Origin of the sequence: Hydrogenophaga sp. 5NK40-0174, assembly GCF_040372165.1 — a bacterium.
Lineage (GTDB): Bacteria > Pseudomonadota > Gammaproteobacteria > Burkholderiales > Burkholderiaceae_C > Hydrogenophaga.
In genome coordinates this window covers 393,542-404,541 of the sequence record NZ_BAABWG010000004.1, presented here as the reverse complement: position 1 = coordinate 404,541, position 11,000 = coordinate 393,542, and the positions used below count along the sequence as shown (strand labels likewise).

Sequence of the window (11,000 nt, the reverse complement as noted above, 5' to 3'; positions counted from 1 at the left end):
TCAGTTGGCTCCGCGCAGCAGATAGCCGATCTCGAGGTTGGTGGAGTCCACTGCTGAATCAGGATGATCCTTCGCCAGAACCTGCAGCCCTGCTTCCGCAAACAGCTCTTCCCACCAGCTGTCTGTCATCAGTTGCTGCTCTGTGAATTCGTGAATTAGGTAGTACGGGTTGTAGTACGCCTTGGCGAGCCTGTGCTCCATCACCGTGGGGTTGCTTACCTGGTTATCGACCTCGATCACGATCAGTGTGATCTTCGGATACCGCCGGAGTACAGAAACTAGAAAGTCAATGACGCCGGATCGTCCTTCTTGGCCAAGCACCTCCTGGAGAATGAACCCTAGGACCAAGAGATCAGGCTCATCGACGTCCTCGCTTTGCAAGAACTCTCGCACGCTTTTGTTGACAATAGAAATTCTGTTCTCTAGTCCTTCCTTGGATACGATGGATTGAGCTGAGTCACACGCAGCTTTGCTTGGCTCAACACCACAGGCTCGGAGTTGAGGCATCGTCTTGCAGAATTCGACGAGGTACATGGCATTTCCGCAACCAAGATCCAGCATGGTCGAGGCAGGCTGCTCCATCTTTGACATCAACCGCTGAGTAAGAGGGATAGCGTCATAGTGGCTAATGCCACAGCTGCCAATTCCTACCTTTCCAACGTCGCGAGTAGCCCATCGACCTTGTCCCTTTAGACACTCTCCAACTTGCACGAACGTCTCGGTATACCCTCCGACGAGCATGGTGTACCAAGCCTTGTATTTCCCGACCAGCCTTGCTCTCTCTGTCAGCTCGTACTTTCCGTCCTGTTGAAAAACGAGGTTTTCGTTTCGAAGGTAGTTGAGTAGCCCCTCCAGGCGGTTCGGCTCAAGGCTTAGCTGCTGCGAAATTTCAGTCAAGCTGCAAGGTGCGCCGTCCAACTTGGCATAGATGCCGGATTCGAAGAAGTGATTTGTACATATGGCCAGGGTCATCTGTCGAATGGGCTCGATGGCAACAACTAGGTCTTGTTCAACATTCATGCTGGATTTCCTTCGATAGTTCATGATTTGTAGGCCCTCGAAGAGCTTCGCCGGGCGACGAGGCAATGAGCAGTTCAGTCAATGAACTGCATATCTCTCTCGGACTTCCGTTAATTGGAGGCTCTTAGGTTTCGGACCTAGTGCTAGCGACTCAGGACCAAGCGGCCTTCTTCGTCGACTGGCTTCCACTCTTCTTTTAGGTCGGAGTTTCCGTTTGCCAGCGTTACCATGCCGGGGTAGAAGACCCTCCGCCCCTTCTCGTAGTCTTCCCCATACGGATTGGAAACATCCCCAAACCATCTGTTATCGCGCGCATCGTCCGCGAGTTGATAACGAGTGTCAGAGCTCAGCCTGCAGACACCATCGGGATGGTTGTTGTCAAGGGCGCCGTGAACAGTTCTGCCGCAGAAACTTAGAACGTCGCCGGGCTCAAAGTTTGTTGTAAGCCACTGTCCACCGACCCTCTCCTGCAATGCACCTGGGTCCCGCTCCAGCCATCCCAGACGTTGATTGGCGGCATCTGTATTGAAATAGTCATCCAGGGCAGCGTTGCGGTGACTTCCCTGGAGCACGATCAGAGGGCCATTGCATATGGGAACTTCTCCCAAAGGAATCCATGAGGTCCAGACATGCTTGGTACCTCGCCCGATATAGGGAATGTCTGCATGAAGCCCACATCCTTCGCCCGTCCTCATCATTCTTGGCCACCTATAGTCGAAGGCAACTACAGGACCTCCCAGGAGACTTGCATAGAAGGCGATTAGATTCGGGTGGAGAACGACGCGTTCGTACCAAGCACCTGTTCGTAGCGATGCCACAAGTGCTTCTAGATTCACCTGGTCCACGTAACTTGACGAGCGTAGGACACCTTTCAAGACGTCGTGGTGAGTACTGTCAATCTCGCCGACCGTTGCGTACTTGAGAAGGACTTCATGGCGAGCCTTCAAGACGACGTCTGGCGGAACTAGCCCGCGCAAAAAGATGTAGCCATCTTCGTCGGCTCTTCGATTTAGCTCAACGGGATCGTTTAGTGCGTCATTGGATGGTCGAAGATCGCCCAGGATATTTGGGTCCACGAGGTACCCATTGCAGGACGTTGTTGCCGTCGATTTTCTCAAACCTACCCCCTTCGTTTCAGTATGCGCTGATCTGGTTGTGACAGAAGATCAGGTGTGATCCGCACAGCGAAAGGGAACTCTAACGCGGTACTGCCGCTAGGAGTGCTGAAGCAATATTGTCTTTAGCACTCTTACATTCAGATGGGTACTGCTACGGTCTGCTGGCTATGTGCTCAGCAAGTAAGACTTGACATTGAAGTAGGTCGGCGATTTCGACACAGGTCATAAGTAGAGGAAGGGTGCTCATACGAGGCCGAGACCGGCCAAGGAGTATGAGCATGCAGAAATCGCGCTTTACCGACGAGCAGATAGCCTACGCCCTGCGCAACGCGGGCACTTGTACAAGCTCCCCAGATGCGCGAACATATCGCTATGGATTTCAAAACACCCTCCCGCTCAATATCCGTCGCTTTGGCAGATGGGTGGCGTGTGCGTGTCTATTGACCGGTTTGCACCTTCCGCCCAGCCTTAAACGGGGCTTGGGCGACAACGTAGTCGAGGCTCCATCTTCTGGAGTCAGACTATCGTGCAGGACAGCAAGAAGCTTCCCCCACTCTCACCACGCCATTTGGCAGCCTTCGGACGCCCTGTTTGTTCGGGCAAGTCCATGCTTGGGAACGAACGTTCTCGACAAGCCGAAATGGAGCTGCCACCGCCCCCGCCAGAACAGTGGGGCACCTACAGCGGACGATCACGGTACTGTTTCTGTCAGTTGGCTGCGAGGTCAACATGTTGAACAGTCCTGTCATCTTCTTGGATTTCGACGGCGTGACCCATCCACGCCTGTGTTCACCAGAGGAACTGTTCTCGTGCTTGCCACGAATTGAAGTCGTTCTGCAGCGACACCCGAAGGCGGACGTTGTGATCAGCTCATCTTGGCGAGAGTGTCATCAGCTGCATGACCTGCGGCAGCACTTTGACGCAGGATTTCGACATCGGGTAGTGGCTTGCACCCCGGCGCCGAAGTTCGATCACCGAGAGCCAACCCCTCCACATGTTCGTGAGTTCGAATGCCTGACGTGGCTCGAGGGGAACCGACCGAATTCGCCTTGGTTAGCGATTGACGACGCGAAATCGCTATTCACATGCAACTGCTCGAACTTGCTTCTCACAAATGGAAGTATCGGATTCTCAGAGTCGGACGCCCTCGAGCTTCATGCAAGGCTCGTATCCATCACAGCACAAACGACGGCCACAGGTTGCACCAATGCCCGTGGGCCATTGGAGGACCTATGAGTTCGATCCCATGTCATTGTGCTGCTGGCTCGTTTGACGCGCGGCACCGTGACGTGCTGCGTCGGCTCTGGTTTTTAGGAGACGTGCATGGTGACTTGCGCCATCTACAGAAAGCATTGGGAGCACACCTGAGACCCAACCCCATGCCACGATGGTTGGTGTTTCTGGGAGACGTAGGACTTGAGTCTTGTTCTCTGAGGGAGGCTCTGGCGCCGCTATTGCTTGAGCATCCCACCGTGAAGTTCGCTTATATCCATGGGAACCACGACGGGGACACGCACGAATACTGGGAGCGCTTGCATGACCACGGAGATGCCATACCGCTTCATGGAAGGGTGGCGGAGATCGATGGCATCCGGATTGCTGGTTTGGGAGGGAACTTTCAAAGACGCGTTTGGGCCCCACCAAGCGCCCCCGTGTACGCAACACGCGCTGAAGCCACTTACAGACACCCAAACTTGCTCAAACGGGGGCAACTGCATTCACCCAAGTTGAACGCGGCCATCTACAAGCAAGAGGTCGACGAACTTTCGCGCCAACCTGCGGACATCCTTGTCTGCCACGAAGCGCCGTCGTGTCACCCTTTCGGATGGGCTGAGCTAGACAAGTTGGGACAAGAACTGGGCGTTGTTCGAGTATTTCACGGTCACACACACGACGACCGCACACTTGAATACAAAGCACACCAGGTTCGAATGGGGTTTGAGACCGTGGCAGTGAACTACCGTTGCATCAAGAACGGCTTGGGGGAAACGGTACTAGCTTACACATTGAGCGAGAGCAGTACCGTTTGAGGCCTTCGTTCGGCAAAGAACCCGGATAGCACCCTTGTCAAAGGACCACAGCCCATCTATTGGCGGCTGTTAAGCACATGCATTGCTGACACGCCACCCAAGATTGCACCACAGGCCAACGCTCGTCGACCCACCGACAACGGAGCAGTTCGCAGGCGACTTGGGAGAAGCCTCGAGTGGACGCAGGACCACAGCCTCCAAAACCAATCAACCTTAATTCCGCCCATGACCTCATAGGCGGAATTAAAAGATCTCAATAGACTCCAGCCTCGCTCCATTAGGCCGCAATTAGCATGCCTATCGGATTAAATTCCGTATTTATCTATTCCGCAGAAAATTAGCAAAAACCATCAAATAATTGCAGTGCCATTTATTCAATGGCAAACTGTATCGATCGCTTTTCATACAAAACTCAAAAATCGATATTTTCTCTTATATATCAACCTCTTACACAACAACTGAAAGGAAACCAAAAATGTAGGCCGCAAAGAAAAACGACGAGCTGACGCCAATCAGCTCGTCGTTCTATTTATTTCCATCCCCCTGAGGGGTCAGAGGAAGTCTTACCAGGACTGAATCAGTTTACGAGTCAATTTTGATCTCGTCAAGCCCCTCTTTTCTCAAAATTTCTTGAGGGCTTCGATGAGAACCACGAAACGATTTACCAGTCAGGTGCTTGAGCGTTACGCGTCCACTGAACGCGGCCTGGGCACGAAGAAGGAATACACGGCATGGCATCGAGTCAGCCGCGGTGATCCTTCGAGCCGAGGGCGAAGTCATTGGCACCTTTCGCCGCTTGGACGACATCACCACCTTCTCTCTGACTTGGAGCGGTGCTGCCTCCTGTTCATTCTGGCCCTACCGGACCTGCATGATTGCCTCGAACAGCTTCCCATGCCATTGGATAGCGCACCTCATGTGCTCGAGCGCTATGGCAAAGCCTCTCCACTTCACCTCAATCCAGGCACTGAGCAAATCGCAAGGGAGCTTCGCATTCGCCACCCACGCGTGTCGAGCGAGAAGAGCGGCAAGCTATGGCAGATGACCGTCGACTTCTTGGTGGTCCGCTGGGAAGCCAAGGGATCGCTGGTTACACAGGCCATTTCCGTCAAGCCCGAGGCGCCACTGACCAAACGTCAGACGGAGATTCTGACTATCGAGAAGGAATATTGGAGTCGGTGCGGGGTCCCATGGCTACTGTTCACACCAGCCCTCTTCCATCAACAGGTGAGACGCAATCTGGAGCAAATTGCATGTTGGTTGACGCCGTCTCTCCCACCGCAATCCCTCGACCGCGCTGCAGAGCTTGTCCTCTCAGATCACCACAGGTCGTTGCGCCAAATCCTTGCACAGCTGGGGAGTGACAAAGAAGGCCCGTTGTTCGCGCAACGTCATTTCTGGCAGGCTGTTCACACCGGGCGAGTACCGCTAGACCTTCGAATACCGATACGCCCGACCGAACCTATTTCTCTGCTGTCTTCCCAGGAATTCCTAGACCTAAATCCAATTGAGGCAGGGAGATCGGCATGGATTTGATCTTCAACTCTACGTTCAAGGTCCTCGACGATGATCAACTGCCCTTTGGTTTGAGTCAGGGCATCTACCGAGTACTCTTGGTGGAAATCAAAGCGGACCAAGCATGTGTCGTCCGAATTGGCTCGATCAACGACGAAGAAGAGGGTGCACCTGAGCACAAAGGCGGGCGGCCGCGGCTGCCAGACTCAGCACTTCGACGCCCACGACGACCACAGAGGACCTCAAACGCCGGCAAGCTCTTCTGGGTTTCGTACACGGCACTGCTCAGGACCCACGAACTCGGTCTGGCATCTGAGTGTTTCGTGGGAAGACCACAGTATCAAGCGACTGACGCTCTGACACCTGCAGCTCTGTCCACATTCAATCGAGCACGGGAGGTTATGTCGGCGTTCCTGAATATTCAAAGACTGCAGGAGAGCATCCTACTGAACAGATCCGTTAGCCAATTGATCGCCGAAGCCGTTTCAACGCACTCGGTCAGTCGTTCGTATGTCTACACCTACTGGACCAAACTGGTCAAACACGGGATGCATGAAAGCAGCCTCCTCCCCGCCTATTTCAAATGTGGCGGGCCTGGCATTGGCAGGCCGGCTAGCGAGAGTACCCTGAAAGGAACCCCGCGGAAAAAGTCCGGCAGGAAAACTGACCGGGAGCGGATCGCCGCAGCTTACGGTGAGCGACCAGAAGGGGAACAACCAGGTATGTCCGCCGACTGGCTGGCAAAGGTCCGATCAGCAGACAAATCCATCAAGTCCCCCAAGCCAAGTTGGAGCAAACGCTATCAAACGATCATTCGAAAGGCTTTCGCCGCTTCAGTGACGCTGGATGGAGGCGAGGTTGAATTCAACCTACCTCCCCTTGGAAGCTACCCGAACTTTAGCCAAGTCAAATATGCTCTTCAGAAGGATTTGTCGAGCCTCAATCGACTGATCGAACGAACAACAAAGCGCCATCTTCTCAGTCAGCTTAGGGGTCTGACAGGTCGCGCGTGGCAAGGCGTTGCAGGGCCAGGGCACACCTATGCCATTGACTCAACGGTAGGCGACATCTATCTCAGGTCCTCGCTCAATCGAAGCTGGTTGATCGGCCGACCCATCGTTTACGTCATCGTCGACGTTTGGTCTACCGCCGTCGTAGGCTTCTATGTTTGCCTTAGCGGTCCAAGTTGGTCAACGGCAAAGATCGCGCTCTTCAACACTGTCGCTCCACCGGAGATGGTCCAAAGTACCTACCAGATCGACGACCTGTCCACTATTCAACCATCGTCGACCGTGCCCCACCTCCTGCTTTGCGACCGTGGTGAGTATCTTTCTCGCGGCCATGAAGAGACTGCACATAGGCTGAACTACAACGCATCGTTTACACCAGCGTACCGCGGGGATTTGAAAGGTGTGGTCGAGGTGCTGCACCGGATCGAGAAGGACGATCAATTCATGTTCATTCCAGGTGCAATCGACTTCCGGCGCGAAGAACTCGAACTGAGGAAGATTGACCCGAAGAAGGCCATATTCACTTTGCGTGAGTTTGTGGAGTACCTTGGCCAGGTGTTCCTTGACTACAACTTTCGAAACAGTCGCCTAGACCGGCTCGACGCCGAAATGATCGCTGCCGGCATCGAGCCAAGTGCAGCAGGACTTTGGCGTTTCGGCCATGACGTTGGAATCGGATATCGACGTCATACCGACGCAGACTACCTGGTGCGTGAACTGCTCTCCAAGTCAACAGCAAGAATCGGGCGCAATGGCGTCAAATTTGCCAACTGCTTCTACGCAAACAGTGAACTGCCGCTCGACGATTGGACCACTATCGCCAGGAACTTGGGTGGATGGGACGCGGACGTGTACCACCACCCAGGCTCGATGAAAACAATCTGGCTAGAGGTTCCGGGAACTTCCCATCTCGTCGAAATGAAGATGACCAGCGAGTCGCGCGGGCGCGATTGGGCGAGCGCCGAAGAGTGGACCGACGCACTCGCCATTTCGAAGTTGAACAAAAGAGAATCCGATCACCGAAGTCTCTCCAGAAGCACGAGCCTTCATGCAAAGACTCTGGAATTGATTCAGCGTGCAAAAGGCCTGACCGAAGAGGCACTTTCGAAGGCGTCGGGCCCACTTCCCAATTTTCGAGAGGCCCGCCTGTTGGAAGTTCACGCCAATTCGATCGAGCCGAGGTCTGAATCCCAAACAACCGACCGGCTGAAAGAGGAGCTATACCAAGACCACGAAAACTTCCTCGCTGATCTGCTGAAACAAAGCCCTGAGGAGAGAGATGGTGGCCATAAAAGCTGATACACAAACACTGCTCGACCAACCAACTGAGAACCTGCTGATCAAGGGCCTTAAATCAATCCCCTCGGAGCAAGACGCGCTGCAGCGACTGCTGTATCTACCGGCTGTTCCGGTCGACATATCCAGCATTCCGCTGCATGTCCGCCTTTACCGTCTGATGGAGGTTCGAGATCTGCACATCCCTTCTCCAGTTGAGCGCCAACTCCTCCAGACTGTCGATCTAATGGTGCGAAGCGGTTATTCATATCGCGACCCTCGAAAGGCCAGCACGTGGGCTTCCATTGGTGGCGAGGGCGAGCTCATGGGTATTCGTCTTCCCAAGGCCACCGCATCAGCGGTGGAAGGTCTCAGTGGAGTCGGAAAAACAGAGGCGTGCCTCCGCTCTCTTCACTCTCTTGGCCCACAGGTCGTTCGTCACGAATCATTTCCACATTTGGTGGGCGGGCTTAACCAGGTCGTCTGGCTATCCGTTGAGGTACCCGCTTCCGGTCGAGCGATTGACTTGGCTCGAGCACTGATGCTAGCTTGGGACGAAGCCACTGGAGGTAACCGTTTCACAACGTCTCTGGAGCGAGCACGAAATGATGGAATGCGGAGCCTCGAAGAGTTCAGGCAAGTTGCCAAATCTGGGTTCCTTGGCGTCCTCCATCTCGACGAGATTCAGAACCTGTTCAAGGCGCGGCCGCTAAAGGAGCGCCAACGCCGAGCAAATGTCGACCGTGCTGATTTGAGCATCGTCGAAGATCAGGTTCTGAGATGGTTCCTGTCGCTCACCAATTCTGGACAAATTCCCATCCTTGTGTCTGGCACGCCGGATGGCATAGGGGCGTTGACCAAACGATTCAGCACCGCCCAGCGCATCAACACAGCGGGCTACTTCAAGTTCGATCGCTTTACTTCCTCGCACGAATCCCAATACCGAAAGTTCTTCTTGAAGTCGCTCGAACGGTACCAATATGTCGACAAGCCCATCGCCGTGGACGATCACTTGGCTGAGCATCTGCTCGCCCTCACAGCCGGAGTTCCGAGAATTTTGATTGCTCTCTGGATAGCTGCCCACCGGATTTCATTCGAGCGTCGTCGGGGGGTTGATCTGACTCTTCAAGACTTCGAGACTGCATCTCACACGCTACTGGCGCCACTCGCGCCAGCCATCGAGGCCATCCAAGAGGGCAACCCGACAAAGATGAATCGCTATGAAGACCTGATCACCGATGACACCAGCTTCTGGTCCGAATTTTGGTCAACGGCACAACCAAACGTTTGTTCCTGAACTGATGACTTAACTGTCCCAGAAGGGGCTGAAGTTGCACCGCTATCCTCAGATGAGTGTTGGAAAACTCTCAACGCTTCTCTAAACGGAGTGAGTGCGACTTCCAGCGTCCGGCGAACCCGCTCGTCCGGCATCTTGAGCATCTGACATATCTCTTTGATGGAGCGATCTCCTTTGAGCAAAAGATCTACGACCGCGGCCACCTGCTTTGGTGACGACCTTCCCATTGCAGGAAGTCCCATGGCTTCCAGCTTGCGCTTCACTGTATAGCCATCGACCCCAAATTGAAGGCCGGCCAATTGATGACTCCCGTGACCTGCAAGGTAGGACGACTTGAGCTGGTCCGTTGTCAGCGCTAACGACTTCGACGAGTCTGACCTTCTACGAGACTGAGGCGGAGCCGATTCAAACACCCTCTCGAATGCACAGTCGCTGTTCTCGAACAGGATAGCCGTCACGGCGACATAGGCCAGCGTGCGCCTGCCTGCACGCTTGTCTTTCAAGCATTCATCAAATGCGGATGAATATTCCCCGATTTCTTTGTCCGGCATGCCAGGGAAGACATTGTCGAGGAAGTCCAAACCAAACAATCGCAAGAGCTCGTCACTGATCAGGGGCTTTCGAATGGCTCCGCGTCCGGTGTGGTATCCCTGCTCCCTCGCGATTGCAGTTGCGCATCGCGAGACATCCATCTCATCCCGCGCCTTCGGGTTTACCAACAGGTGGCTGCAGATCTCAAGGAAGCGATCAACATGCGGTATTGCCTGATCAAGCCTTTCGAAGTCGAACGTCGAAACGTCATCCTTCAGCATGCACCCAACAGGCGAATAGGCAATCAAATGCCTGAGATCGACCTTTGTGAGGCTCCGACCATGCTTTGCACACACTTGTCGCCCTGGAATCTGGTGATCCCGGCGCCAGTAGGACTGGCCATGGAAGTCCACGTCTTCCCTGGCACAGGCAGAACAAAAGCACGCAGAGGACCTGAGAGGCCTCATCCCTCTTCCCCACAGCGCGCGCGATGGATTCTCGACCGGGACAATAGGCCCGCTTTGACGCCGAGTCACCCCCCTCCAGATGGGAAGGAGCGTGTGATCTCCCGCAAAACGCTCAACATCCATGCCAGCTGCATTTGCCAACAGGTGGACTGCCGTAAGCTCCCGCATGCTCCGGCCGACCTGACCAGAAGCTCGCCGCAGTCCGTCATAGAGATCCTTTGCGGCCGTCCATCCGTTCATTCGCGCTACACGCCCCGCATACCCCACTGCCCATTCATCTGGAAATGGTTGAGGTCGGACGATGTGTCTCATCATGGGATGTTTCTCCTTTTGGACGAAGGCGCAGCCCACAGGCCGGCCATTGAGCGAATGACACTGGATAGCGCCTTGGCATGGCGGTCTGACCCATCCCACACCTGACGCATGGCTTCAATCAGATCGTCGTTCTCACGCACAGCTTCGGCGGTGACGCCGCCGTTCATGCGTTCTGCATAAAGGCAGACCTCTTCCAACAGCCGCGAACGGCGCAACGCCTTGGCACCCAGGATGCGGCTGACCTGCGATTGGCTGGCACCAACGGCCTTCGCCACCTGCTCTTGCGTCACGCCTCGTTCTCTGAGGATGTCGGCCGCCCTACGGGCTCTCGCTTGAAGATCGATCTGCATTATGCATAAAGCATATCTTTATGCATATCTGCATGTCAATCAAATGTGTGGTTCCTGCGGCAAGAAGCCTCG

Annotated in this window: 9 protein-coding genes; 5 read left to right on the top strand and 4 right to left on the bottom strand. The window is 54.5% G+C overall.

The window, feature by feature from the left end:
* Both ABWV89_RS15280 and ABWV89_RS15275 read right to left on the bottom strand, forming a co-directional pair.
* Positions 1 to 1,020, bottom strand: coding sequence for a 2-ketoarginine methyltransferase (locus tag ABWV89_RS15280; protein ID WP_353398576.1), 1,020 nt, complete (start codon positions 1,018 to 1,020; stop codon positions 1 to 3).
* A 143-nt stretch (positions 1,021 to 1,163) separates the two neighbouring features.
* Positions 1,164 to 2,096 (bottom strand): phytanoyl-CoA dioxygenase family protein, encoded by a 933-nt coding sequence (locus tag ABWV89_RS15275; RefSeq protein WP_353398574.1) that lies wholly within the window; start codon positions 2,094 to 2,096, stop codon positions 1,164 to 1,166.
* A gap of 771 nt (positions 2,097 to 2,867) precedes the next feature.
* On the opposite strand from ABWV89_RS15275, the gene ABWV89_RS15270 reads away from it, so the two are divergent.
* The 5 genes from ABWV89_RS15270 (at position 2,868) to ABWV89_RS15250 (ending at position 9,265) form a co-directional block, all read left to right on the top strand.
* Positions 2,868 to 3,374, top strand: a complete 507-nt coding sequence (locus ABWV89_RS15270) for an HAD domain-containing protein (protein ID WP_353398571.1) — start codon at positions 2,868 to 2,870, stop codon at positions 3,372 to 3,374.
* A complete protein-coding gene (locus ABWV89_RS15265) occupies positions 3,371 to 4,168 on the top strand; it encodes a metallophosphoesterase family protein (RefSeq protein WP_353398568.1) in 798 nt (265 codons plus the stop codon). Before ABWV89_RS15270 ends, ABWV89_RS15265 begins: the two co-directional genes overlap by 4 nt.
* Before the next feature lie 642 nt (positions 4,169 to 4,810).
* Entirely contained in the window at positions 4,811 to 5,704 is an 894-nt protein-coding gene (locus ABWV89_RS15260; protein WP_353398565.1) for a TnsA endonuclease N-terminal domain-containing protein, read from the top strand.
* Positions 5,695 to 7,992, top strand: coding sequence for a TnsB C-terminal domain-containing protein (locus tag ABWV89_RS15255; RefSeq protein WP_353398562.1), 2,298 nt, complete (start codon positions 5,695 to 5,697; stop codon positions 7,990 to 7,992). The genes ABWV89_RS15260 and ABWV89_RS15255 overlap by 10 nt, the downstream gene beginning before the upstream one ends.
* On the top strand, positions 7,973 to 9,265 hold the full coding sequence (locus tag ABWV89_RS15250; RefSeq protein WP_353398559.1) for an AAA family ATPase: 1,293 nt from the start codon (positions 7,973 to 7,975) through the stop codon (positions 9,263 to 9,265). Before ABWV89_RS15255 ends, ABWV89_RS15250 begins: the two co-directional genes overlap by 20 nt.
* On the opposite strand, the gene ABWV89_RS18885 is transcribed toward ABWV89_RS15250, so the two are convergent.
* Together ABWV89_RS18885 and ABWV89_RS15235 are read right to left on the bottom strand one after the other, a co-directional pair.
* A complete protein-coding gene (locus tag ABWV89_RS18885; protein ID WP_502903239.1) occupies positions 9,187 to 10,575 on the bottom strand; it encodes a TniQ family protein in 1,389 nt (462 codons plus the stop codon). The two genes, ABWV89_RS15250 and ABWV89_RS18885, sit on opposite strands and share 79 nt — an antisense overlap.
* Positions 10,575 to 10,868, bottom strand: a complete 294-nt coding sequence (locus tag ABWV89_RS15235; protein ID WP_353398557.1) for a hypothetical protein — start codon at positions 10,866 to 10,868, stop codon at positions 10,575 to 10,577. Before ABWV89_RS15235 ends, ABWV89_RS18885 begins: the two co-directional genes overlap by 1 nt.
* Positions 10,869 to 11,000: the final 132 nt, after the last annotated feature.